At 66.1% G+C, this 21,160-nt stretch carries 26 protein-coding genes; 12 read left to right on the top strand and 14 right to left on the bottom strand.

The annotated features are described in order from the left end of the window. Positions 1-278 precede the first annotated feature (278 nt). Entirely contained in the window at positions 279-779 is a 501-nt protein-coding gene (locus ACIBVN_RS51815; protein WP_397148805.1) for a hypothetical protein, read from the top strand. On the opposite strand, the gene ACIBVN_RS51810 is transcribed toward ACIBVN_RS51815, so the two are convergent. Together ACIBVN_RS51810 and ACIBVN_RS51805 are read right to left on the bottom strand one after the other, a co-directional pair. After that, a complete protein-coding gene (locus tag ACIBVN_RS51810; protein WP_397148803.1) occupies positions 776-1,825 on the bottom strand; it encodes a hypothetical protein in 1,050 nt (349 codons plus the stop codon). The two genes, ACIBVN_RS51815 and ACIBVN_RS51810, sit on opposite strands and share 4 nt — an antisense overlap. 480 nt (positions 1,826-2,305) lie before the next feature. Further along, positions 2,306-3,514, bottom strand: a complete 1,209-nt coding sequence (locus tag ACIBVN_RS51805) for a plasmid pRiA4b ORF-3 family protein (protein WP_397148802.1) — start codon at positions 3,512-3,514, stop codon at positions 2,306-2,308. A 93-nt stretch (positions 3,515-3,607) separates the two neighbouring features. Between ACIBVN_RS51805 and ACIBVN_RS51800 the strand changes: the two genes are divergently transcribed. Then, complete coding sequence (locus tag ACIBVN_RS51800) at positions 3,608-4,906, top strand: hypothetical protein (RefSeq protein WP_397148800.1); 1,299 nt, start codon at positions 3,608-3,610, stop codon at positions 4,904-4,906. 466 nt (positions 4,907-5,372) lie between these two features. On the opposite strand, the gene ACIBVN_RS51795 is transcribed toward ACIBVN_RS51800, so the two are convergent. The 3 genes from ACIBVN_RS51795 to ACIBVN_RS51785 all read right to left on the bottom strand — a co-directional run bounded on the left by ACIBVN_RS51795 (position 5,373) and on the right by ACIBVN_RS51785 (position 8,059). Beyond that, positions 5,373-6,671 carry a tyrosine-type recombinase/integrase gene (locus ACIBVN_RS51795; RefSeq protein WP_397148798.1) on the bottom strand — a complete coding sequence of 433 codons (1,299 nt, stop codon included), beginning with the start codon at positions 6,669-6,671 and terminating at the stop codon, positions 5,373-5,375. After that, positions 6,662-7,138 carry a hypothetical protein gene (locus tag ACIBVN_RS51790; protein WP_397148797.1) on the bottom strand — a complete coding sequence of 159 codons (477 nt, stop codon included), beginning with the start codon at positions 7,136-7,138 and terminating at the stop codon, positions 6,662-6,664. Before ACIBVN_RS51790 ends, ACIBVN_RS51795 begins: the two co-directional genes overlap by 10 nt. 663 nt (positions 7,139-7,801) lie before the next feature. After that, positions 7,802-8,059: a hypothetical protein gene (locus ACIBVN_RS51785; RefSeq protein ID WP_397148795.1), complete on the bottom strand. Its 258-nt coding sequence runs from the start codon at positions 8,057-8,059 to the stop codon at positions 7,802-7,804. On the opposite strand from ACIBVN_RS51785, the gene ACIBVN_RS51780 reads away from it, so the two are divergent. Then, on the top strand, positions 8,058-8,348 hold the full coding sequence (locus ACIBVN_RS51780) for a hypothetical protein (protein ID WP_397148793.1): 291 nt from the start codon (positions 8,058-8,060) through the stop codon (positions 8,346-8,348). The genes ACIBVN_RS51785 and ACIBVN_RS51780 overlap by 2 nt on opposite strands. Positions 8,349-8,381: 33 nt before the next feature. Here ACIBVN_RS51780 and ACIBVN_RS51775 read toward each other — a convergent pair whose 3' ends face one another. Continuing rightward, the gene (locus ACIBVN_RS51775; protein ID WP_397148791.1) at positions 8,382-8,627 is read right to left on the bottom strand and encodes an IS3 family transposase; all 246 of its coding nucleotides are present in this window, start codon (positions 8,625-8,627) and stop codon (positions 8,382-8,384) included. An 80-nt stretch (positions 8,628-8,707) separates the two neighbouring features. Then, positions 8,708-8,902 carry a hypothetical protein gene (locus ACIBVN_RS51770; RefSeq protein ID WP_397148790.1) on the bottom strand — a complete coding sequence of 65 codons (195 nt, stop codon included), beginning with the start codon at positions 8,900-8,902 and terminating at the stop codon, positions 8,708-8,710. A 261-nt stretch (positions 8,903-9,163) separates the two neighbouring features. On the opposite strand from ACIBVN_RS51770, the gene ACIBVN_RS51765 reads away from it, so the two are divergent. The 4 genes from ACIBVN_RS51765 to ACIBVN_RS51750 are packed head-to-tail and all read left to right on the top strand — an operon-like array spanning position 9,164 to position 13,219. Then, positions 9,164-9,814, top strand: a complete 651-nt coding sequence (locus tag ACIBVN_RS51765; protein WP_397148788.1) for a TetR family transcriptional regulator — start codon at positions 9,164-9,166, stop codon at positions 9,812-9,814. A 29-nt stretch (positions 9,815-9,843) separates the two neighbouring features. Continuing rightward, the gene (locus ACIBVN_RS51760; RefSeq protein ID WP_397148786.1) at positions 9,844-10,779 is read left to right on the top strand and encodes an ATP-binding cassette domain-containing protein; all 936 of its coding nucleotides are present in this window, start codon (positions 9,844-9,846) and stop codon (positions 10,777-10,779) included. Continuing rightward, positions 10,776-12,386, top strand: a complete 1,611-nt coding sequence (locus ACIBVN_RS51755; RefSeq protein WP_397148784.1) for an ABC transporter permease — start codon at positions 10,776-10,778, stop codon at positions 12,384-12,386. Before ACIBVN_RS51760 ends, ACIBVN_RS51755 begins: the two co-directional genes overlap by 4 nt. 14 nt (positions 12,387-12,400) lie before the next feature. After that, positions 12,401-13,219, top strand: coding sequence for a class I SAM-dependent methyltransferase (locus tag ACIBVN_RS51750; RefSeq protein ID WP_397148783.1), 819 nt, complete (start codon positions 12,401-12,403; stop codon positions 13,217-13,219). A 17-nt stretch (positions 13,220-13,236) separates the two neighbouring features. Here ACIBVN_RS51750 and ACIBVN_RS51745 read toward each other — a convergent pair whose 3' ends face one another. Further along, positions 13,237-13,548, bottom strand: coding sequence for a hypothetical protein (locus ACIBVN_RS51745; protein ID WP_397148781.1), 312 nt, complete (start codon positions 13,546-13,548; stop codon positions 13,237-13,239). 50 nt (positions 13,549-13,598) lie between these two features. Here ACIBVN_RS51745 and ACIBVN_RS51740 point away from each other — a divergent pair, with 50 nt between their 5' ends. The 3 genes from ACIBVN_RS51740 (at position 13,599) to ACIBVN_RS51730 (ending at position 14,887) form a co-directional block, all read left to right on the top strand. After that, positions 13,599-13,754: an alpha/beta fold hydrolase gene (locus tag ACIBVN_RS51740; RefSeq protein WP_397148779.1), complete on the top strand. Its 156-nt coding sequence runs from the start codon at positions 13,599-13,601 to the stop codon at positions 13,752-13,754. 201 nt (positions 13,755-13,955) lie between these two features. Beyond that, positions 13,956-14,213 carry a hypothetical protein gene (locus tag ACIBVN_RS51735; RefSeq protein ID WP_397148777.1) on the top strand — a complete coding sequence of 86 codons (258 nt, stop codon included), beginning with the start codon at positions 13,956-13,958 and terminating at the stop codon, positions 14,211-14,213. 506 nt (positions 14,214-14,719) lie between these two features. Beyond that, positions 14,720-14,887, top strand: coding sequence for a hypothetical protein (locus ACIBVN_RS51730; protein WP_397148775.1), 168 nt, complete (start codon positions 14,720-14,722; stop codon positions 14,885-14,887). 21 nt (positions 14,888-14,908) lie between these two features. Here ACIBVN_RS51730 and ACIBVN_RS51725 read toward each other — a convergent pair whose 3' ends face one another. The 5 genes from ACIBVN_RS51725 to ACIBVN_RS51705 form a co-directional block, all read right to left on the bottom strand. Next, on the bottom strand, positions 14,909-15,646 hold the full coding sequence (locus ACIBVN_RS51725; protein ID WP_397148773.1) for a hypothetical protein: 738 nt from the start codon (positions 15,644-15,646) through the stop codon (positions 14,909-14,911). Between the two features lie 10 nt (positions 15,647-15,656). After that, entirely contained in the window at positions 15,657-16,229 is a 573-nt protein-coding gene (locus ACIBVN_RS51720) for a hypothetical protein (RefSeq protein WP_397148772.1), read from the bottom strand. A gap of 154 nt (positions 16,230-16,383) precedes the next feature. Then, complete coding sequence (locus ACIBVN_RS51715) at positions 16,384-16,776, bottom strand: hypothetical protein (RefSeq protein WP_397148770.1); 393 nt, start codon at positions 16,774-16,776, stop codon at positions 16,384-16,386. A 9-nt stretch (positions 16,777-16,785) separates the two neighbouring features. After that, entirely contained in the window at positions 16,786-17,250 is a 465-nt protein-coding gene (locus ACIBVN_RS51710) for a hypothetical protein (RefSeq protein WP_397148768.1), read from the bottom strand. Positions 17,251-17,781: 531 nt separating this feature from the next. Continuing rightward, entirely contained in the window at positions 17,782-18,132 is a 351-nt protein-coding gene (locus ACIBVN_RS51705; RefSeq protein ID WP_397148766.1) for a hypothetical protein, read from the bottom strand. Positions 18,133-18,974: 842 nt separating this feature from the next. Between ACIBVN_RS51705 and ACIBVN_RS51700 the strand changes: the two genes are divergently transcribed. Together ACIBVN_RS51700 and ACIBVN_RS51695 are read left to right on the top strand one after the other, a co-directional pair. Next, complete coding sequence (locus ACIBVN_RS51700; RefSeq protein ID WP_397148764.1) at positions 18,975-19,601, top strand: hypothetical protein; 627 nt, start codon at positions 18,975-18,977, stop codon at positions 19,599-19,601. Between the two features lie 647 nt (positions 19,602-20,248). Further along, the gene (locus tag ACIBVN_RS51695) at positions 20,249-20,752 is read left to right on the top strand and encodes a GbsR/MarR family transcriptional regulator (protein ID WP_397148762.1); all 504 of its coding nucleotides are present in this window, start codon (positions 20,249-20,251) and stop codon (positions 20,750-20,752) included. Positions 20,753-20,898: 146 nt separating this feature from the next. Here ACIBVN_RS51695 and ACIBVN_RS51690 read toward each other — a convergent pair whose 3' ends face one another. Further along, complete coding sequence (locus ACIBVN_RS51690; protein ID WP_397148760.1) at positions 20,899-21,108, bottom strand: hypothetical protein; 210 nt, start codon at positions 21,106-21,108, stop codon at positions 20,899-20,901. Positions 21,109-21,160 lie beyond the last annotated feature (52 nt).

The raw sequence follows: 21,160 nt of genomic DNA, 5'->3' as shown, positions 1-21,160 counted from the left end.
CCGAGTAGTCCTTCAACGCCATCGGCGGTCTTCTCGCTTCCTCCGGATCAAGCAAGATCCAGTATCAGCGTGTCCACCAACCAGGGGGAAGTGCCGGCGTCACATCGTACGAGGTGGGCCCACCACACGCTGACCCTCACCCCTGGCCGTCCGAGCCATCAGGTGGAACCCTGACCTCCGCTCTAGCGACAAGACTGGCGATCACGTGCCGCCTCCGCCACCATGGGAGGTCGCCCTCAACGCGTCCTCTTTCCAGTCCGAGGAGAAGGAAGATCGCGATGCAGCCACCGATTCCCACTCCTGATCAGATCGGCACTGTCGACCTGGCGTCCTGGGCCGTCGTTCCCGGCCCATCAAACCTGGACAAGGACAAACACGGCGCCTGGGCCGTCACGGCCGGCGACGAGGAGCAGTACGCCCTGTACTTCGAAGTCGCTGACGCCGCCCACCCCCGGCAGGTCGCCGAGTTCATCGTCGAGGCGGTGCGAGCACACGCCACCCGGTTGCGGCTCAGCGCCGCCTTCGACGACATCCTGCGCGAACGGGAGCGCCTGCGCACCCGCCCAGCCGGTGCGGACCTGTACGAGCTCGACCGCAGCCGGGTCGTGGCGATGATGGCGCAACTCGGCAAGCTCGCCGCCGAAGCCTACGAACCCGCGTCCGCGTCCGAGCAGGACGCGCAGACGCAGCGCATCTATGACGAGGTCACGCATCTAGCGGCACTGGCCGTGAGCTGGCTTGAGGCCATCCACGCCCGCTACGGTGCCGACGGCGCTTAGCGCGCTCGGCAAGCCTCCTCGCGAAGCATGCCGACGACGGCAGCCAGGTGGTGAGACAGGGAGTACGCCTTCCACTCGGTGCTCCCGCCAGGGCCGCCGTCCTCACAGGCCGCCCTCGCGATCTGCTCGTCACCCCAGGAGAAGCCCGTACCATAGGTCGGCCAATCCGAGGAGCCGACCAGCCTCTTGCAGAGCTCGAAGAAGCCCTTGTTGCCGCGACTTGTTCCCTTCGGCCAGTAGTACAGAGACCATTGCCGTCCGACCGTGTAACGCAGGTTCGGGGGCGGCCACTTGTCGTCTGCCGGGGGAGGGCCCGGATGGTCGACTCCGTAATCCCCGTAGCTGACGTCGTTCCACAGCCGGCTGATCCGGCACCGGAGGTCTGCCTCCCGCCGTGGGATGCGCCTGACCTCCGGTACGGCAGGCTTCACCAGATCCTCGGTGGAGGGAAACGACCCTCCTACGACCGTCACCGATTGCCAGGCGATGTCGAGGAGGTGGCGCAGAGGGCCTCCAACGCCTGTGCAAGTTTCGGAGGCAGAGGTGAAGTAACCGCAGTCGAGCACCAGGTCCGTTCGCTCCGCCGTTTCCCCCACGGCTTCCAGCTGATCCAGGAGTACGCGCGAATCAGACAGGTTGAAGGCGAAGGGGCGCCGTACGCGGAGGCACACGCCAGTGTGCAGTTTCTCCGTGGCGCGTCGCACTTCCTCCAGGTTCTCCGGCGCCTCATCCGTATGGATGGCGGGACGGAAAGAGCCGACGCCGAGGTCTGCGACAAGGAGCCTGAGTGCCTCATATGCTCCTGAGGGCCCGAACCGGTCGGCAAGGGGCCTGGTATCCAGTGCGAAGTCGATGCTCTTGTCCAGCAGGCGGTTCCGGTGGATCTCCGACAGTACTCGCTGGACCGCGACCTTCGGCGACTCATCTTCAGCGCGCGCCACGATCTCGATAAGAGGCCGGACGCTGTCCGATATCCGGGCACTCATATGCCGGAGCGCCAGCAGATTGGGCCGGCGACTGTTGATGATGACCACGTACACCGTCATGGTTGGTTCTCCGTGCGGTTGGTGAACCTCATGGCGGGTGAAACGGCCATCCCTCGCCTGTGGGCAGGCCGCCACGGCCCGGTGCCACCGACGGTGAACTCTGCCTGTCAGCACGTCAATATCCGGAGAGCCAGATCCTCAGATCGAAGAGTTGACGGCAGGTGTACATGGGGCAGATCCAGTTACGAGCTGTATTAGAGCAAATAATGCCTATGTGTTGGTTGGCGGCAAGAGGAGAAGAAGTTGCGACTCTTGCCGAGGTCTGCGGCATTTGGCGCATTGTCTATCCGTCGCGTCGAAGAGCGCGCGCTGGATCTCGTTGGGGACTCGTAACGCCAGTGACTTGTCACCGCCGAGCCGTCACGATCGGAAGCAGGTCACCCATTTACCGCTTGTGTCCTCCCGACGTCAGAGGCCATGGCGTCGCCGGCCTTGAACGCCGCGGCGTCCCCCATGGCTGCCGGCAGAAGGGGAGACGGATCACCCGGCCGACGTCAACGCCCTTCGGGTGGCTTCAAGCGCGAACCGGGCGGGGTCGAATTCCTGCGCGCTGTCCAGACCGGCCCAATGGACATATTCATCGTGCTCGTCGTGTCCGGGATCGGCCAGCGCCCGTCGGAAGTGTTCGTAGCCTCCGATGCCGCCGACGTCCTCTGGCGGGCAGGCGCCCGCCCCGTCCACCAGCACCGGGTAACGGACTCCTTCCTCCGCGGTGAGGATCTCCTCCAGCACGATGTCATGTCGCCAGCTGTCGCCCAGGTCGTACTCGTACTCCATGGCCGCCCCGGCCTGTGTGAGCACCTCCTGCAACCGGGTCTTCTTCTCGTCCCGGACGTCCAGATCCCATTCGGGTGACGCCTGGCCGTACAGGACGCCGCCCACCGTGAACAGGTGGAGGTGGCTGTTCTCCCAGCCCATCGCCGTGACCAGGATGTCATGCAGCCTGGCGAGGGTGATCCCGGGGGAGACGAGCAGGCGCCGCCAGATCACCGGATCCGCGCTCTCCTGGAGCGTCACCCGGATCTGGTAGATCGGCTCTCCCGGTGCGGCTTCACCCAGGGTGCGCTGTACGGCGTGCACGGCTGCCGGGGTCAGAGCCGCCGTCTCCTCCGCGAGCTCCACCACGCCCAGCCGCGCCAGGACGGTCAGCAGCCGATCGATGTCCTGATCGGCCATTCGCCGTTGCGCTTGCGGGTCGCGCATCTCGTAGTACGGCGATGCGATCTGCCAGGCCAGCTCCCGCAGATTCGCGACGGGCACCGGTCCGCCGTACAACCTACGCTGCAGCGCCGGCCAGATGAGCGCGAACTCCTCGCCGACCAGGGACGAGTACCAGTAGTTCTTGGGGAAGAGCGCCTGGCTTATCTTCCCCAACGCCGTGAACGACGCCTCCCACAACCGCTTCGGGTTGTTCAGCAGTGGCGCCGCCTTCTTCACTGGCAGCAGCCGTCCCTTGACCACCCTAACCAGCCCGGTCGCTTTGGCCCATTCCACGATCAGGTTCAATCCGGGCAGTTCGGTGCTGCTCTTCGTCCGGAACACCCGGTCGCCGATCTTCGGGTCGATCTCGTCGCCGGTCTTCAGCAGCGCCACCAGCGTCCGCGCGTCCGACAGCGTCAGCTTCCCCGTCTGGGTCAGCTTTCGGCCTTCGCCCACCCACTCGGTGAACGCTCGCAACTCCTCTTGCATAGCGTTCAGAATATGGCGCGGCGTTCGGCCTCAGCCGCCCGCGCCGCGCGCACGAGCCCTCCTGGCTCATGAACACCCGTAGGATCGGGTGTCGTGGCGAAGAAGCGCAAAGCGAAGGCAAGCCCCACGCGGGGGGTCAGCGGTCATCCTGCTCGGCGCGCGCTGCAACTCGCCGCCCGTCAGCCCGCACCCGATCCTCGTTCCGGGCTGCTTGAGTTGCTGCTGGGGACCGCTGGGGATCAATGGTGGCCGGAATCTCAGAATGCGATCACCGAGCGCCTCGCCGACCTGCCCGCCCACTCGCCTCTGCGGCTGGAGAACGCCGTCGTCGATCTGGTCGGCGAGGAGCTGTGGACACGTACTCAGACCGAGACCATGGGTTTCCACTGGGACCAGTACTTGGCCGCTCTGGCCGATCTCGTCCGCGACAAGATCCAGATCGGCGCGCGGACCGGCGGGCCGGTGGATGACCTGTGGCGGTTGCTGCACGGGCTGGCCGCGATGACCCCGCCGTCCAGCGGGCAGATGCTGCGCCGCGACCCCGACCTCGCCGTTCGAGAAGCCATCAAGGACACCACGGCGGCCTTGGCCAAGGCCGGCATCGCTCCCGGGTGGCCGAGTGACGTTCCCCGGGCAGCTTCGGCCGGGGAGCCACTGCTGCTGGCTGACGCGTACGGCTCGCGGTACGCGCTCCTGGCCCCCTTCACCTGGGGCGAGCAAGATCCGCACTGGTACTGCTGGGACATCGACCGCTGCACTGGAGACCGGGTCGTGCATGCCGGCGTCTTCGCCTCACCGCAGGAAGCGTTGGCTGAGTGGCGAGCCGCAGTCGGGACGCACGCGGCACCCGCCTTCGCCCAACCGGCTCCGTGCGACCAGGCCACAGCCCGCGACCTGCTGGATCCGCTGTGCCGTTCTGACCTCGTGGGTGCCCTGCTGCTCGGCGGTGAGTCGCGACAACTCATCGCCGAGCATTTCCGCCTGCGCCAGCGCGCCCGCGCGCTCTGCGAGTCGTTCACCGTCGCTCCCGAGCCCAAGCCTCAGCAGAACCTGAACCCGATCATCGACGACTTCGCCGCCTGGCTACGCGATCGAGATGACCGCAGCCCCGAACGGGAAGATGTCGCCACGCTCGCCGACAGTTGGTCCCGCCTGTCCGGGCCCGGCTATTATGCCTGCTCCCCGCACCGGATCGAGTACGCCGTGGTCCTCGTCGCGGACGGGTACATCGAGAAGTACGCCGAGCCCGTACTCGATCTGCTGCCGCAGTGGGTCGAATGGTGCATCGAGCGCACCGGCCTGACCGGCGAACTGGCAGAGCGATCCCGCCGGGCAGCCACGAACAACCGGTGGGACGGATCCAACAGCATGGACCTGCGCCGCATCGAATAGGGCGGGCCCTTGCGCTTTCCGCGTGATGTGGTTCAAGGACTGAGCGAACAGTCGCCAGGGTATCCATTATGGTCGTTCGGGTCCCTGGGGGTGAGGAATGCCGCCGTGCTCGGTGCGTGCTCGTACGCTCCGTCACGCGTTGTCAGGACCCGGCACTGCCTGACACGCAAAACGCGCTGAGGCGGCACGAACCAGCGCCCAAAGGCACAGGGCGGCATTAAAAGATCTTGCTTCTAATCCGACGGTCGCAGGTTCGAATCCTGCAGGGCGCGCTTTGATCATGGTCTGACCTGCGGCTATGCGGGATCGGATGCGTTCTAGATTTTCGTCTAGCGCTTGCGTGCTCCCCACGTGCTCGCGCGCACCACCCCCGCACATCCCATGATCCATTCGCCGTCTCCAGTCTTGTGGGAAGAGCAGCGGCCCCGCCTCGCCGCGAAGAGGTGGCGATCGCGGGGCCGGATGCCTAATCCGACTGCCAGCCTCGTATCGAGATGAGTTTTCCGGGCTCGGCCCGGTCTTCCTTGCCGAACAACAGGGCCGCGGTCTTCTCGGCCGCCGCCGTGGCCACCTGCGGATAGACGGACGTGTAGGTGTCGGCGGTGAAGGCGCTGGAGGTGTGTCCCAGCGTTTCCTGCACGACCTTCATCTCCACCCCGGCCGCCAGCATCAACGAGGCCCCGCCATGGCGGAGATCGTGGAGCCGGATGGGTGGCAGGCCGGCCAGGTAGGCCGGCCAGAGGAACTGATCGGAGACGTGCTGGGGATGCAGGCGGCTGCCGTCGGGCTGGGTGAAGACGAAACCGCTCTCGGTCCAGGCCTCACCCATGGCCAAACGTTCCTGTAGTTGCCGCTGCCGGTGGGCGCGCAGGACCTGGGCGGTATCGGTGTCCAGGGCGATGGTGCGTACGGAGGCGTCGGTCTTCGGAGTGCCCTCGTGGACCTGCCAGGCCAGCTGCACGAGCTGCCAGTTCACCGTCAGGGTATGGCCGTCCAGGTCGACCTCCTTCCAGCGCAACCCGCAGGCTTCGCCCCGGCGCAGGCCGCGCAACGCGATAAGCCGGTACAGCGCGAACAGGCGGTGACGCTGCGCCTCTTCGAGGAACAGGCGGGTGTGCGCTGGGGTCCACACCATGACCGAGGAGGGGCGCGGCACGCTGGTGTAGGCGTCGATCGGATCGACCCGCTGCCCACCTCGGCGCTGCTTTTCCGCCTGCCGGTAGGCGCGGAAGTTGTTCTGCCAGGCGCGGACCCGATCATCGGTCCACACCAGCGGCTTGGGCCGGACATGGGCGGCCATCTCCAGCACCGCGGCGGGGTTGAAGTCGATGAGCCGGTCTTGCCGCATCGCCATGTTGAGCGCGTGGCGGAGGGTGGCGCGGATGCGGTGCATGGTGGCGATGCTGATCGGTCGCCGGTATTTGACGCTGGCTCGGACCTGCGGGTCGGGGTCGGCGCGGCGTTCGGCGATGGTGTCGTTGAACTCCTCGATCTGCTCGAACATCAACGCGATGTCGCTGACCTTGAGCTGATCCAACCGCAGCCGCCCCAGGTATGGATTGAGGTAGAGGCGGATGTGGCCCTCGTAGGAGCGGCGGGTGGTTACCTCGATTTTCCGCTTGCGATTGAGGAACTCGGCCAGCCATTGCTCGACGGTGATCTCCTGGGTGAGATGTTGCCCGGTCAGCCACGCCGACCGCCCGAGCGATGAATGTACCGATGAAGGCGGCGCCTGCCCCATGCGGGAGTGCGCGGTCAGTCGCACGCAGCACCGAAGATCCGACGGCTGCCGGACCATTTCCCGTCAAAGGGCCCGGCGGTGTCGGCGTGTTGAGCGACGATGCTCACGCACATGTTCTTGCCATAGACCCGGACCGGGCCCGCGAAGTACTTGAAACGTCCGTAGTCGTAGTCGTAGTTGTTCTTGACGTTGTCCTCCCGGAAGCGGCTGTTATACATGGCGATGTCCATCGGGGTACGCGTGCCATACCGCTGATGATCCGGTCGTTTCGCCAGGACCGCGCAGTTCCAGCCGCTGCTTGCGTTGTAGTAGAGCTTGATGTCACTGATGTAGAACTTCTCGCCGGTGTACGCGTCCTTCATGGGGAGGCGCCAGGTGCCGACAAGAGATCCGTTGCAGCCGTATCCGCCCGCGTGCGCCGCGGCGGGCATGGCCGCCCCCGCCCCCGTCACGACAATCGCCGAGACCACGACGTGCAGAGTTCTCTTCACCGTGGTGTAACCTCACTTCCTCGCCGCGCATGGAAAACACGTGCACTATCACGGTGGACCAGCGATTCGGGAAAGTCGTTCGCTGAGAGTCGCCGAATCCTGAGCACAGAGCCCACAGCCTCGAGGCGGTGGAGGTCGGGTTGGTCCTGGAAGGTGTACATCCGGCGGCCCACGCGCCGGCCGAGCCGCCACCACCAGTGATTACGCATCCGCTCCTGCGCCACCCGCGTCGCCTTTCTCGTGTTGGACTGAGAAACGATCTTCTAGGGCGCTACTCACCCCAGGTCAGGTGTTGCATCCAGCACGACAAGATCCGGGATATGGGCGGGATGATCTTCGACATTGGACCCGAAGCGAAGGCCGTACGGGCAGCTCAGAGGACGTTGTCCACCTGAATCATTGATCCGCTGTAAAACCGTCGGCGGTTGATGCCTCCCCCTATCGCCCGTCTGTGGCCAGATGCCGTAGGTGGTCGGGGACGATCGAAGGTCTACAGCTTCGTCCCGTAGCCCGACCTGCTGGACACCATGCATGCGGGCCGCGCGAGGAGGCACGTCGAGGCGTGATCGCGCGGGCCATTAGCGGGGCCATTGGGGGAGGTCAACAGGGGGGACTCACGGTCACTCGCGGGATTGCCCCTGCCGAAAAGTCCATCCACCTAGTTCAAGCGGCATGTGAGTACTCGTGGAGAACTCCGCCGAGCCGATCTCGTCGGCGTATGTTCAGGTCGTGGATTTGTTTCGGGTCGGTGATCGGATCTGGGACGGTACGCAGTGGTGGCGCTTGAGCCAGGGCTTGGTGGGCTCGGTGCTGGTTGTAGAAGTGTTCGTACTCGCACAGGGCGTGCCGTAGGTGGCGTTCGTTCCAGATCAGGCAGCGGTCCAGAAGCTCTCGGCGGCACGACTGCACCCATCGCTCCATGACCCGCGTTCATGCGCGGCATCCGGATACCGGTGAGCACGGTCTCGATGCTGGCGTCGGACAGGATCTCGTCCATGAGGGCCGTGAACTTGGCATCCCGGTCTCGGATCAGGTAAGGCGCCCGGCGGTCCGCATCCTCCAGATCCATCACGAGATTCTTGACCATCTGGATGACCCAGCTCACGTTCGGGTGTGCGGTGGTGCCCAGCACGCGGACACGCCTGCTGACGTGCTCAATGACCGCCAGGATGTACTGGCGCTGGCCGCTCAAAGTGGATGGTTTCCATGAAATCGCAGGCCAGCATGGCATCGGCTTGCGAGCTCAGGAAGTCGGCCCACGTGGTGGACGCCCTCTCGGGCGCCGGATCAAGCCTTCCTGCTTGAGGATCTCCCGGACCGTGGACGGTGCGATCTTGATGCCGAGCGTGGTGAGCTCACCGTGCACCCGCCGATATCCCCACGCCGGGTTCTCGCGAGCCAGCCGCAGGATGAGGACACGGATAGAGCGGACCGTGGGCTGACGACCTCGCCTGTTCGGCCGGCAGGCACGGGCGTGACGCCGTTTCATCAGATCGCGGTGCCAGCGCAAGATGGTATCCGGCCGGACGAGCAGCCGTAGCCGGCGCAGGACCTCACGTGGCAGCGATGTCAGCAGCGCGGCGACGAAGGCCCGCTCCTCGGCGTGAATCTCACCCGGACATCGGCGCCGAGTTGCCGTTCAAGCACGGTGATCTGATGGCGCAGGACGAGTATCTCGACGTCTTTGTCCCAATCGCTCGTTGACAGCAATCGCAGTGCGGCGAAGGCATTCGTAACGGCGAGATAGGCCAGGCTGAGGAGCACGGTCGATCATCACGCCATGCGTCTCCCTCTACTGAGGGACGGAACTCGCGCACGCCATGCACGGCCCATATGCCCGTGAGCTGGGCGGACGCAATTTTCGGCAGGTGCAATCCGGCCACGGATGGGCACGTGCTTTCCGCTCGCCCAGGCCGCCGAAGCACATCGGGCACCCGAACGACGGGACGTCCCACGGAAAGATCATCCTCACCACGTTCTGACCCCGGTTGCCACGGCCCTGAACACATGTTTACTATAGTAAACGTGTGTTCAGCACCTTTGGCGGATCTGACCGCCCAGGCCAAGATCCGTAACGCCGCCATCGCGCACTTCGCCCGCGACGGCTTCCAGAAGACGAACTTGCGCGCCATCGCGGCCACCGCGGGGGTGAGCGCCGCCCTGGTCATCCGGCACTTCGGCAGCAAGGACAACCTGCGGAGCGTCTGCGACGAGCACGTCCTGCAGATCCTGGTGCGGAGGGCCCGGACCGTGGCCGACCTGGTCGGCGTGCGGGATCTGTCCCAGGAATATCTGTCGGACTCGGAGGAGTACCGCCTCCATGTGCAGTACATGGTGCGCGCGATCGAGGAGGACTCCTCCGCGGCCACCACGTTCGTCAACACGCTGGTGGAGGAGACCGAGCAGCTCTTCCGGGACGGGATCGCCGGCGGCTCGATGCGCCAGTCCTCCGACGTGCGGGCGCTGGCCGTGCTCACCGTGCTGGTGAGCCTGGCCACGCTGACCATGGCGCCGCCCTTGACCCGCGCGCTCGGCTTCGAGCGGATGGGCCCCGACGTGCTGCAGCGCATCGGGCTGCCCATGCTCGAGATCTACACCCACGGCTTGTACGCCGACGACACCATGCTCAACGCCGCCCAGACCGCATGGGAGACCCAGCAGGGAGACAATCTCTAGCCCTCTCCCATCACCACACAAGGACACCCATGATGACTGAGACCGATGCCATCTCCATAGCCGGATTGGTCAAGTCGTTCGGCCCGGCACGGGCACTGAACGGCCTCGACCTCGTCGTACGGACTGGCGAGGTGCACGGCTTCCTCGGGCCCAACGGCGCGGGCAAGAGCACCACGATCCGGATCCTGCTGGGCCTGATGCGCCCCGACGCGGGCACCGCCCGGCTGCTCGGCGGCGACCCCTGGATGCAGACCGCTGAGCTGCACCGCCGCCTGGCGTACGTGCCCGGCGATGTCACCCTGTGGCCCAACCTGTCCGGTGGCGAGGCCATCGACCTGCTCGGCCGGCTGCGCGGCAGCCTCGACCGGCGGCGCCGGGACGAGCTGATCGAACGCTTCGACCTCGACCCGCGCAAGAAAGGCCGCACCTACTCCAAAGGCAACCGGCAGAAGGTGGCCCTGGTCGCCGCGCTGGCCTCCGACGCCGAGCTGCTCATCCTCGACGAGCCCACCTCCGGCCTGGACCCGCTGATGGAGGAGATCTTCCGGCAGACGGTCCAGGAGGTGCGGCGCGCGGGTGACCGTACGGTGCTGCTGTCCAGCCACATCCTCTCCGAGGTCGAGGCGCTGTGCGACCGGATCACGATCATCCGCGACGGCCGTACCGTTGAGACCGGCACCATGGCCGAGCTGCGGCACCTCACCCGCACCTCCATCGACGCCGAGCTGGCCGCCCCACCGGACGGGCTGGCCGGGCTGTCGGGCGTGCACGGCCTGCGCGCCGACGGCGGCCGGGTACGCTTCAGCGTCGACGCCGCCGTGCTGGACCTCGCGCTTCGCCACCTCACCAAGGTCGGCGTGCGCAGCCTGGTCAGCCGGCCTCCGACGCTGGAGGAGCTTTTCCTGCGGCACTATGACCGCGCGACCGTGAACGTCAAGGGCCGGAACGCGGAGGCAGGACGATGAACGCGTTCGCCGGCACGGGAAAGCTCATCCGCCTGGTGCTGCGGCGCGATCGTGTGCTGCTGCCGCTGTGGGTGGCCTTCATCTGCATGATCCCGGTGGTGTTCGTCGGCGCGTTCACCGGCGCGTACCCCACGGCAGAGGCCCGCCAGCACTACTACGAGACCAGCGTCCACACCAGGGCGTTCACCGTCGCCTACGGCGTGCTGAACGGATCCAGCCTCGGCGAGCTCGTCGCCTGGCGATCGGGGTTCGTGACGTTCATGGTCGCGCTGTTCGCGCTGCTCACGGTCATCCGGCACACGCGTACGGAAGAGGCGGCCGGGCGGCGCGAACTGGTCGGGGCCACAGCGGTGTCCCGGCACGCCGACCTGGCCGCCACCCTGATCGTCACCTGCGGGGCCGCTCTCGTTCTGGGCGTGGCCTCGGCGGTGGCGCTGATCGGCCAGGGCCTGCCCGCCGCCGGCTCCCTGGCGCTCGGACTTGGGTTCACGGTGGCCGCCTGCGCGTTCGCCCCGATCGGCGCGGTGACGGCGCAGCTCACGACCGGCGCGGGCGGCGCGCGCGCTATCGGGATCAGCACGCTCGGCGCCGCGATCCTGCTGCGCGGTGTCGGCGACGTCGCCGTGCAGTCCGGTGACGGGCCCGCGTGGGTGTCCTGGATGACGCCGCTCGGCTGGGCGGAGGAGCTGCGGCCCTACAGCGGCGAACGCTGGTGGGTGCTCGCGCTCGCGGCCGGCGCAGTGCTGGCGCTGATCGTGCTGGCCGTGGCGCTGTCGGAGCGGCGCGACCTCGGCGTCGGCATGTTCCAGGCCCGCCTGGGCCCGGCCGCCGCCGGATCCCGCCTGCGCAGCCCGCTGGCGCTGTCCTGGCGGCTGCACCGCGGGCCGCTGGTCAGCAGGGTCGTGGGGCTGGCGTTGGTCGGGTTCGTGGTTGGCGCGATGTCGGCGAGCCTTGGGACGCTGATGGACAACAGCGGCGTCGCGGCCCGAGAGGCGCTGGCCCGGCTCGGCGGTCCCGGCACGCTCGTCGACCAGTTCCTCGCCCCCATGATGACCATGCTCGGCCTGGTCAGCGCCGGCTTCGCCATCCAGGCCGCGCTGCTGCTCAGGAACGAGGAGCGCGACGGGCGGGCCGAGCCCCTGCTGGCCACCCCGGTGCGCCGGCTGCGCTGGGCGGGCAGCCACTTCGCGTTCATACTGCTCGGCCCGGCGCTTGGGTTGATCGCCTTCGGGACGGCCGCCGGTCTGGCGCACGGCCTCAACACCGGCGACGTCGCCCGTGAGCTGTCCCGCCTTCTGGCCGCCGCTCTCGTGCAACTCCCTGTGGTGTGGGTGTTCACCGGGGTCGCGTTCGCCCTGTTCGGGCTGCTGCCCCGGCTGGTCGCCGGCACGTTCGCCGTGGCCATGGTGAGCATGCTGTTCGGCTGGGTCGGCCTGGAGCTGCAGCTCGACCAGTGGGTCATCAACCTGTCGGTCTTCGAGCACGTACCGAAACTTCCCGGCGGGGTCATGACGGCCACGCCACTGATCGTCATGACCGTCGTCGCGGCGGCCCTCGTCGCGGCCGGCCTGGCCGGATTCACCCGACGCGACATGCCCACCACCTGAGCCTGGAGGACATCATGGGAGTGACCCTTCCTACCCTGACCCCGCTGCAGGAAACCCTGTGGGTGACGCTGTGCGGCCGGGCGCTCGACAGCCGCCTGCCACGCCCCATACTCGGCGACCGGAGGGCCTACGAGATCGTCCGCAAGACCGGCTACGACCACCGGAAAACCCGCTGGAGCGCGGCCTCGGCCATCGACGTCGCCCAGCGCGCCAAGAAGCTGGACGAGACCGCGCAGCAGTTCATGGCCCGCCATCCCGACGCGATCGGCATCGACCTGGGGGCCGGCCTCGACAGCCGGGCCCTCCGCATCGACCCGCCGCCCACAGCGGACTGGTACGACGTCGACTTCCCCGAAGTCGTGGACGCCCGGCACCGGGTCATCCCCGTTCGGCCGCACACGCACACGATCGGCGCGGACCTGACCGATCCCGGCTGGCTGGAGGCGCTCCCCGCCGACCGCCCCGCCGTGATCGTCGCCGACGGCGTGCTGCCCTTCCTCTCCCAGGAAGAGATGATCATCCTGCTGGACCGTCTCACCAGCCACTTTCCCAGCGGGGAGATCGCATTCAACGTCTACACCCGATTCACCGTCTGGGCCGCGAAACACTACTCCGGCAGCCGATTCCTGGTCCCGCTCTTCAAGTCCCCCGGCTTCGACCGCCTCGACCCCATACGGTGGAACCCGCGACTGACCCTGATCCGGCACATCCTGCTCACCCGGGAGCCCGAGGTCGACCAGTTCCCGACGGCCCTGCGCCTGTGGACTCGCCTGTCGGCGCTCAGCGCGGCTTTCTCCAGGCTGGGCACCACGGTCGCGCACTATCGTTTCTGATGATTCCGGCCGGCGACTCACGCTGGGTCGGGCAGGTCCATCGCCGCCAGCCGGGCCGGGTCGACCAGGGCCGCGATGCCCGTGATCCGCCCGGCGGCGACGGTGAACATGAGGACCGATAGTGGAGCGCCGTCCTCGCGCCAGGAGAGCATCCCGGGCAGGCCGTTGACCAGCACCGCCCGCCCCCGTGCGGCCGAGCCGGAGAACAGCTGCGCGCGGCCTGCGATCTCGGTGGCGCCAAGGGCGACGACCACGCCGCCGGGGGTGTCGACGGTCAGCTTCACCTCGGGGTCGAGCACGCGCAACCGCGCGGTGGCTCGACCGAGCACAACGGCACAGCGAACGCGCCGAGCTACGGACACTTGCCGCCACCTGCCCGGTGCCGGTTCGCCTCGTCACCGGCGAATTGGATCCGCTGATCGACGCCACCCTTGACGCTCGGGTGACCGTCATCCCCGGCACCGGCCACCATCCACAGCTCACCCATCCGGCCCACGTGGCCGCCGTCGCAAAAGCAAACGTCCCGATCTGCTGATCCCAAAAACTGGGGAGAACCTCGCAATCGAGATTGTGGATGCTGCGCTGAGATTTAGGCGATTCTCTACGCAGGACATCCTGAAATACGCCGGTAATGCTGACTTCTGCCCTGACTTTGGGAAATGAAGATACGGGTGAACGGAGACAAACGTCTCGTTCGCGTGTGATGACTTGGAGAGACTGGACCGCTGGCGCGGATATGGGCCGGGAGATCGACAAAGGGGGTCTCTGCGCCAGCGCACGTGTGCTCGATCTCGGCGTGGCCGTGCTGGAGGTGAAAAGGTTTCATCCGGTGACGGCTCAACGCGAGCCGTGCCGCGCGGGCACCGAGCATGAGGACGTAGTCCATCTCATTGTGCCGCTGCACGGCACCGTGAACGCGACCTGGTCGGGGCTGCAAGACACCGTAACCGTCGATGATCTTTACGTGCACGACCTCACAGGCTGGAGGAGATGAGCTTGCAGACCGACGGACGTGATCATCTATCTTGAGTTGGTCATGCTCGCCCTCCCGAAGCCGCTGCTGCCGCTGCTTTCGGGTCAGCTCGGTCGCGGTTGTGTACCAGCATGTGGGAGACCTGAGCGGCGACATCCGGATTCGCTGATCCTGAGGTAGTTGCCGACGAGTTCTCCGATCAGGTGGAGGGCGCGGGCCTCAGCCGCCTTGCGGTCGCCGATGGGTCGGGCACGGTCGTACCTGCAGTTGCTCCCCATCGCGGTCTCCTGCTGCATCGCCGTCCGGGGCGTCGGTCGCCACGGGAAGCATGGCGGGCCGCCGTAGACCTGCAACGGAACCATTTCGTACGGTAAGCGCATCCCTGCAGGCCAGGATGGTGAACCGTATGAGGCTTGCTCGGAGGCGTTGGCGTACGTTCCGGTACGGATGCAGGCCCACCCCCGAACGCCTCTTGGAAGGACGTGCCTTGGGAGGCGAGAGACCCTTGGGCGATTACGGAAGAGGAGATGGGGCGCTCGTCGCGGATCGTGCTGCAGCACGACCTGCCTCGCGGCAAGGTCCTGCGGGTCAGCATGTGGGAGTACATCACCGACGCCGAACGCGAACAGATGCGCGCTGAACGGCTGGCCCGCGGCGAGCCTTACGACTATGACCTGTGGGACGACGAAGCCTGAGGCGGGCGGTCGCCGGCGGCGTCAGCGGGGGCCGAAGTCCTGCCGCTCGCCGGGCCGCGCCGCGTCCAGAGCCGCGGCGAGGTCGGCCGCGCTCTTGCCCATCATCGTCTCCTCAAGGGATGGGCCGTCCGGCCCTTCGGACGCCCGCTCATCCATGGTCGCCGCGGCGGACTGGATCCGGCCCTCGGACTCACCGTCACCGATGACCCCGCCGTCGTACGGCAGCACCGAACTCTCCCCGAGTCCACGCCACTGGCCGGGGACGGTCTCCCCGCCATCGGTGAAGGCGGGCACCCAGACGATGGCCAGGACGTAGGTGTGCCCGACCTCAATGCGGGGCCGGCCTTGCACCGCCAGCGGGCGCCTTCCCTGCTCGCCGAACGTCCAGCCGGCGGCCGGCCAGGCGAACTCCGCCACCGGGGCCGACTTCGCCGCGCCATCGCGGGACCACAGCGTGTCCTCGACCTCGAGGGTGACCTCACGGGGCAGGTAGCCCTGTCCGGCCTCGATCTCCTCCTGGTCTGCGGGCAGCTCACGCTCCGCTTTGGCGGTGACGACCACCACGTGGTCAGCGTAGGTCACCCAGTCCGAGGCGGTGTGGTTCGGCAGCCGGTCCGACCCGTGCGCCAGGACGGCTTCGCCCGCGCGGCCGCCGTCGTGCCCAGCCCGCCCCCCGTTCGCCGCGAGGGCCGACGCGATGACGACGCCGGCAAGAACCGCGCCCGCCGTGGCGGCCACCCGTAGTCTCCCAAGTTTCACGGCCGGCTCCTCAGTAGACGCCGTTGATGTTGTCCTTGTTGACGCTGCCGAGCACGGCGTCGTACGGCGGGGTCTTCTTCATGCAGCCGAGCTGGTGGTGCTGGTTGCCCACCTGCGGCCAGGCGTTCTGCCCGTGCAGCAGCCCGACGGCATGCCCCGCCTCATGGCAGATGAGCCCGTTGGTGTAGGAGCCCTTCTGGATGCGCACCATGTGCTGGTCGCACTCGTACATTTGCATGGGGTCATCGCACCAGGTAATACCTTCGTTGTCCCCCGGCACATCGCCTTCGGCGAAAATGAGGTCCGTTTCGTTGTCGCCGGTCCATACCGGGTCGCTCGGGAAGTGGACCTCCAAGGCAGTGGGACCGAACTGCTCCTGCAGCACCGTCTTCACGCGAGCCTTGTCAGCCGCCTCGAGCGTGTTCTCCCGGAAGATCGTCCAGTAGGCGTTGTCGGTTTGGCAAACGGTCCCGCTGCCGTACTTGTCGCCCTTCACGCAGATATTGTCGTAGTTGCTGTTCGGCACGATGTTCTGGATCTCGGCGGCCCACGCCGCGCTAGTGGTCACCACGAGCGCCGCCACGGGGACGGCGATGAAACGCCGCCACCGTCCTCGTACGAATATCCTGACACTGGACACGTCCACCTCATCTCTGGAAGTCCCATGCCGATGAGGGAGGGGCCTGGACCCTGCCGTCGTTAGCCTGGCATCCAAACAGTGAAAGGTCGGTTGGCCGCTACAGGCAGCCCCACTTGATCGTGTTCATCAGTCCCCAGTCCACCACGATCTGGGTGCACCAATTGGAGCCCTCAGCTTTGAAAATGGTGTCGGTGTAGGCGATACACTTCTTCTCCTGCTTGCAGTCCTTCGTGGCGCGCGACTTGATGGTGTCGCCCTTCCGCAGGTTGATGGATATCTGAGGCCGTCGTGCAGAAGAGCATTTCACGATTCCGCGGCCGACGATCGTGCGCATGCCGACCTCGTGGCCCTGGATCGTCTTCACGCTTACCGAGCAGTTGGAGGGAATGTCGGCCGAGCTCGCCATAGCCGCGGGCCCGGCCACGAGCGCGCCACTCACCGGCAGCAGCACGCTCAGCCGGGCGAGAACCTTGGTAACGGAGCGCAACACGGCGATCTCCTATGCCTTGAACAATTTGGTGTAGGACTTTGTGACCTTGTCGAGGTCGGAGGCGATCCACTGCGCCTTGACCTTCACCTTCCAGGTCTGGATCCCCGACGGGTTCTTCACCCGGAGGTTGACCTCGCAGGCCATGTCCCGGGGCGGGTTGCCTACCGGGTTGATCGGGCCCTCCTGGCAGATCTTCTTCTGACCCACTTTGACGCCGTCCCTGTAGAGGGTCATCTCCAGCTTCACCCCGTAGACGTAGTCGCACGTCGAGCGGGCGTGGGCGTATACCTTCATGGGCGGCTGGCCCGGCGCCGCCGAGGGGCCGCCCGCCACGTATGTAGTGCAGGTCGACGCGGCCGCCACCGACGCAGGGGCCAGGCTACTGTCCGCGGATGCTGTGGGGTACGCCCCGGCCGCCGCCGAGGCGATGGAGCCTGCCGCGAGCACGCAGGCGATCCGTCTGCTGTTGAACATGGTTACGACTCTCCGATCGCGGGAGGTTACTTCACGAACTTGGCCGTAAGCGGGTTGCCGGGTGGTTGAGACGGGGCGTCCATGGTGATCTCCTTGTCGTGTTGGCTGTGGGTGTACGCCGACGAGTCCTGGACGCTGACCGGGTGGCTGACATGCGGAACACGTCTTTGGAAGCTGAACACTGGTGGGGCTCGGTCGTGCCTACGACGATCTGAGAGATCGGGAACAGGCCAGAGAATGCCGGAGCAAATGCGTCGCCATCCTCGATGAGCTCAGTCTGATCAGCCCCGACGAGATGCACGCGATCGAAAGCGACGAGAGACCGGATCCGCCTGAGGTCATCCGCAGGAACATGTAGGGCTCACCGGCTGGCGCGGATCGGGACAGGGAAGGTCAGTCTGCCTTGAAACGGGCCGTTGCGCTCGACGCCGGGCCGCCTGACTTGCCGAGGGTAACGGCGATCATGTACCACTTACCCTTCTTGAGCTTCGTACCCTTGGAGTAGCGGGCAACGCTGGGTTTCTCGAATCGTCATGTAGGGCACTTGAACTTCGCATACGACACTCTGTCGAGTTGTGGATGCGTGTATACGGCGACGATAATCTCTTTGCAATTCTTCGGCTTACCGGGCGCCCACATCACCTCAGCGTACGGCCGACCACCGATGCTGTTTCCCTGCCCAGAGCGGGCACGCAGATAATACGCTCCGAACGTCTGCTGCATGGCGTTGATGCTCGTCCATGAGTCGGCGCAGGCTTCGCCCAACGCCGACAGAGTCTCCGCGGCGACGGGACCGGCGAACACCGGCGTGAGAGCGACAGTGACAACTGCTGCCGATGCCGCAGCCGCGAGCGCGTGCCATATATTGCCCTTGCCCATCAAGATCGATCTCCTTATTCACTGCTCGGCGATTGCGTTGCCATAGCAGGCGTGAATAGAAGGGATTCCCGGACGCCGATGATGTGGGCCCGATTATTATGCGTTGTGTCGAGCGTTGATGTCGGCGTAGACCACTCTTTCGCGTGGCTGGGATTGTGCAGAGCTGTTGTCGCTTAGCCCGCCTTCGGGTCGATCATGTCAGCTAGAATGCGCTGTTGTCGTTAGCGAGCGCTCCACAGGATTTCGCTTTCCGTCTACTACAGATCGGAGACGACGGCAGAGTTCAGGTCGTGCGCCGCCGCGGGCGAAGCGGCGATCGTGATAGGGGCGACCGCAAGGCCGATGGCCAGGGCAGCGTGCTTAAGGAGGCGCGAGTGTGCGCGGGGGCATGACGGTTCCTCTCGCGTGCGGTCTGTGTTGTCGTGCGTATGTTTATCTGACCGGTCATACTCTCTGGCGAAAACACGCATGGAAGCGTGACGCGGATCGTAGGATTGCGATCCATGTCTCAGCGTGCCGTCGTTGTGACGGGGCATGCCGAGCATCGGAACTGTGATTCTTGACCTGCGGCCCGTTAGGCCGGCCACGCCCGACGCCGGCACTTGGTGTGACTCACATTCGGAACTGGCGTCCGGTACGGGGCTGCCTTGTTTTTGAGATGTCTACAGGTACCGCCGTCGGCCTGGCCTTGCGCCTGCCGATAATCTCATCCGCCCAGGTCATGGCCTTGTAGAGCTTCCTCCAGGGTGTGCGGCCGCTGATCCCCAGGAATGGAAACGCGTGCGACATGATGATCGGCTGTGCTCCTTCGCCTGGCCTACCTGACCGTCACGAACGCTTACTCCGTGCTGCGGATGCTGCCGATGAGCGATCGGGGCAAGGATGTCGAGATACTCGCCCTGCGTCATCAGATCACCGTTCTTGAACGGCAACTCGGTGCCGGTACCAGGGTGAGATTCGCCCCCGAGGATCGGACCTTTCTCGCCGCGCTGCTGGCATCGCTACCGCGCGAGGTCCTGCGTCGGCTGCGGCTTCTCGTTCGCCCAGATACGGTTCTGCGCTGGCGCCGCGATCTGCTGAAGCGGCGTCATGCTCGTACCTGCCGGCCGAGGCGGCCGCCTAACGTGCGCTCCATCCGCGCTCTCATCCTGCGCCTGGTTAGCGAGAACCCGGCATGGGGATATCGGCGGGTGTACGGCGAGCTCGCCGCCCTAGGCGTCAAGGTCGCCCCGTCCACGGTCTGGGAGATCCTCAAGCAGGAAGGTCTCAACCCGGCGCCTGAGCGGGCGTCCACCACGTGGGCCGACTTCCTGCGCTCACAAGCCGAGGCGTTGCTGGCCTGCGACTTCATCGAGACCGTCACCTTGGACGGGCGCGTCAGTACATCCTGGCCGTCATCGAGCACGCCAGCAGGCGCGTCCGCGTACTGTGCACCACCGCTCACCCGACCGCAGCCTGGGTCGTCCAGGTGATCAGGAATCTCGTGATGGACTTGGAGGACGTCGGTTGCCGGGCGCGCTATCTGAACCGGAATCGGGATGGGAGGTCTCGGCCCTCATGGAGTAGATCCTCGCCGATGCCGGTATTCAAACGGTGCTACCGGAGTCCGCATACCGCAGATGAACTCCGTCATGGAGCTCGTGCCGCCGTGAGCTTCTGGACCGCTGCCTGCTCTGGAACGAACGCCACCTACGGCACGCTCTGCGCGAGTACGAACACTTCTACAACCAGCACCGAGCCCACCAAGCCCTGGCTCAGGCGGCTCCACTACGCGCCGTCCAGGATCCGATCAGCGATCTGGCCAGAATGGCCAACCTCGACGTACGCCGACGAGACCGGCTCGGCGGAGCTCTCCACGAATACCGACATGCCGCTTGAACTGCATAGACGGAGATTCCGGCAGGCGCAGAGTCACGGCGATCTGACCGCCGCACAGCGGGCGGCGTTCACGATCGACGCATGCGTGCCCCAGTCGGACTCCGCCACGGCTGATTCTGCGAGATCGCGGAGAGTTACTGCGCGGCCCACGTGGCGTCTTTTGAGGAAGATGCAATATTCACATGTGTGTGAAGCTAATGAAGTAGGTACACTCCTTGAAGGACTTAAGGAGGCAGGGCCAATGGATGTGAGTGCCAGCTCAGCGGCCGGGCGCGACGAGCAGGCGGTTGGGCAGTTTGTCGAGAGCCTCGCCAGGCTGATGGCGGAATGGGGATTCCCGCGCATGTCGGCGCGGGTGCTGCTGACCATGATGAGCTCCGATGAGGATGGCCTGACGGCTGCCGATCTCGCTGACCGTCTTGATGTGAGCCCTCCCGCGATCTCGGGTGCCGTCCGCTATCTCGTCCAAGTAGGTCTGGTCGAGCGGCGCCCTGTCCCCGGCTCACGCCGTGACTTGTACCGGATTCGAGACAACGCGTGGTATACCTCCAGCGCTACGGTGGGCGGCGTTTATCAAGCCTTGGCCGACCTGTCTGCGGAAGGCGTGCGAGCGCTCGGTGGGGGCGACTCGCCCGCCGGCGCCCGCATCGCCGAGATGCACGACTTCTTTACCTTCGTCCAGAAGGAGATCGCCGCTATCCTCAACCGCTGGCAACAGACCAGGACATCCACCAGATCCAGCTGACCCTCTCCATCCCGCGCTGCCGGGAGCCCACGCAACAATGCGAAAGCGCTCCACCGCCACCGTTCCCGATAGTGCACTTCGGTCAGCGAACTGTGCTGGACCTCCAGCGGGACGCGCGAGAACAAGGTCCCGCGTCCGACTCTCCATCACGGAGTCTGCCGCACCGCCGAGGCATGAGATGGACAGGGTTCTTGTGCATCGGTGCCATGACCATCAAGCCCACCGAAAGGGGTGGAAGCCACCCGCGAGTGGTGGCTTTGGGGTTCTCCCTCGTAGCCCGTACGATCGGCGACGAATCCGTCGAGCGTTCCCACGAGCGTGTCGCCGAGAAGCATCATCCAGAGCCACTTGAACACGTCTGTCCTCACGTCATACAGCCGTCATGCAGGTCGCAGGGGAATTTCCGGA

The sequence above is a fragment of the Nonomuraea sp. NPDC049400 genome (genome assembly GCF_044466425.1).
In the GTDB taxonomy this organism is placed as follows: domain Bacteria; phylum Actinomycetota; class Actinomycetes; order Streptosporangiales; family Streptosporangiaceae; genus Nonomuraea.
This window is presented reverse-complemented; position numbering and strand designations above follow the sequence as displayed.

Coding starts and splice junctions, on each gene's coding strand:
- ACIBVN_RS51805 (WP_397148802.1), bottom strand. CDS start 3,514: ATGCAAGAGGAGTTGCGAGCGTTCACCGAGTGGGTGGGCGAAGGCCGA.
- ACIBVN_RS51750 (WP_397148783.1), top strand. CDS start 12,401: ATGGGAGTGACCCTTCCTACCCTGACCCCGCTGCAGGAAACCCTGTGG.
- ACIBVN_RS51760 (WP_397148786.1), top strand. CDS start 9,844: ATGATGACTGAGACCGATGCCATCTCCATAGCCGGATTGGTCAAGTCG.
- ACIBVN_RS51780 (WP_397148793.1), top strand. CDS start 8,058: ATGACCCGCGTTCATGCGCGGCATCCGGATACCGGTGAGCACGGTCTC.
- ACIBVN_RS51735 (WP_397148777.1), top strand. CDS start 13,956: ATGGGCCGGGAGATCGACAAAGGGGGTCTCTGCGCCAGCGCACGTGTG.
- ACIBVN_RS51815 (WP_397148805.1), top strand. CDS start 279: ATGCAGCCACCGATTCCCACTCCTGATCAGATCGGCACTGTCGACCTG.
- ACIBVN_RS51755 (WP_397148784.1), top strand. CDS start 10,776: ATGAACGCGTTCGCCGGCACGGGAAAGCTCATCCGCCTGGTGCTGCGG.
- ACIBVN_RS51695 (WP_397148762.1), top strand. CDS start 20,249: ATGGATGTGAGTGCCAGCTCAGCGGCCGGGCGCGACGAGCAGGCGGTT.
- ACIBVN_RS51785 (WP_397148795.1), bottom strand. CDS start 8,059: ATGGAGCGATGGGTGCAGTCGTGCCGCCGAGAGCTTCTGGACCGCTGC.
- ACIBVN_RS51730 (WP_397148775.1), top strand. CDS start 14,720: ATGGGGCGCTCGTCGCGGATCGTGCTGCAGCACGACCTGCCTCGCGGC.
- ACIBVN_RS51710 (WP_397148768.1), bottom strand. CDS start 17,250: ATGTTCAACAGCAGACGGATCGCCTGCGTGCTCGCGGCAGGCTCCATC.
- ACIBVN_RS51775 (WP_397148791.1), bottom strand. CDS start 8,627: ATGAAACGGCGTCACGCCCGTGCCTGCCGGCCGAACAGGCGAGGTCGT.
- ACIBVN_RS51810 (WP_397148803.1), bottom strand. CDS start 1,825: ATGACGGTGTACGTGGTCATCATCAACAGTCGCCGGCCCAATCTGCTG.